This window comes from Arsenophonus nasoniae DSM 15247 (assembly GCF_000429565.1).
Classification (GTDB): domain Bacteria; phylum Pseudomonadota; class Gammaproteobacteria; order Enterobacterales; family Enterobacteriaceae; genus Arsenophonus; species Arsenophonus nasoniae.
Map to the genome: position 1 here is coordinate 1 of NZ_AUCC01000292.1, position 1,042 is coordinate 1,042.

Annotated in this window: 2 protein-coding genes; one reads left to right on the forward strand and one right to left on the reverse strand. The window is 34.5% G+C overall.

The features are described 5' to 3' along the window. Positions 1-118: Rpn family recombination-promoting nuclease/putative transposase (locus G468_RS22080; RefSeq protein ID WP_034250594.1), on the reverse strand; the 118-nt coding region annotated here is incomplete at its 3' end. Between the two features lie 145 nt (positions 119-263). Here G468_RS22080 and G468_RS0118545 point away from each other — a divergent pair. Further along, a complete protein-coding gene (locus G468_RS0118545; protein WP_026824217.1) occupies positions 264-449 on the forward strand; it encodes a hypothetical protein in 186 nt (61 codons plus the stop codon). The last annotated feature ends 593 nt before the right edge of the window (positions 450-1,042 follow it).

Sequence of the window (1,042 nt, forward strand, 5' to 3'; positions counted from 1 at the left end):
ACAGCGACTTAATCTTATCCGGAAGCCAAATATCGAAAAAATCTTTAGCCGTCTCTTTCTCACTTAAAAACTGCTTGAATATGGCATCGTGTGGGGTTGGGGTGAATTTTTTAGTCATTAAGATTAATGCCTTGTTTTACAAAAAATTATCAATATTCCAAAATATTTTATTGATAATAATTCTTATTTAACTATCTTATTAGTGATTATGTGAATATATTCTCTCCAACTTATAAATTAAAGGTTAGATTAAGGTGACTAAAATGAAATTTATTGTACCGGTAATATATCTAGTCATAACTGCATTTCCGTTTACTTCTATGGGGAGTACTCATTGGCATATAGATAAAGATGGTAAAGTCAGTGGTGGAATTGATGCAATTAAAAACCTTCCCCGTGATGCGAATTGCCCCGCTCCACCATGGAATCCAGAGCTTTGTAAAAAATGAGCTTAGAGTGAAAAAATTTAATACTTTGTTTTATATTAAAACTTAATTGACGAGTTTATCACAAGACTTTAATATCTTTTTGTTGAGAGCAATTCTCATCTTCTTCCAGCATCCTTAGCAGAAAAAGAAAATAGTACTATTCAATGCGCTGATTTATGGCGCATTATTTTTTTGAATAAATTAAGTGCATGGATTTGCACAAAAACGCACAAATTTGCACAACTTTTTGGCTACCTTAAATCATGGGAAAGGCTAGTACTGGCCTAGTCTGAATTGAATTGTTCAACTGCACAAAAAACGACATGTTTAGCGGGCAGGCGTGCGGGGCTACTACTGCAATTTTTGGGGTAAAATCGGATTTTTTCTATCTAAAACAATCCAAAAATCGATTACAGGGAATTTTAGAGAAATCGGTGAATTTTTTGATATTGCAGTTCATATCTGGTTCATAAATCAATTTTAAGCGTCCTGTAACGCTCTATGCGGCGTTTTCTTGATATAGGTAACCCCAATCTAGCGATTTTCAATTTGATACGCTTAGAATCGATTACAGGCGGTTTTAGGTTTTTGATGCCGTCAGGCATGGAAGGCGA

What these genes read in the sequence shown, in the direction of transcription:
- G468_RS0118545 (WP_026824217.1), top strand. Translation starts at nt 264, where the DNA reads ATGAAATTTATTGTACCGGTAATATATCTAGTCATAACTGCATTTCCG.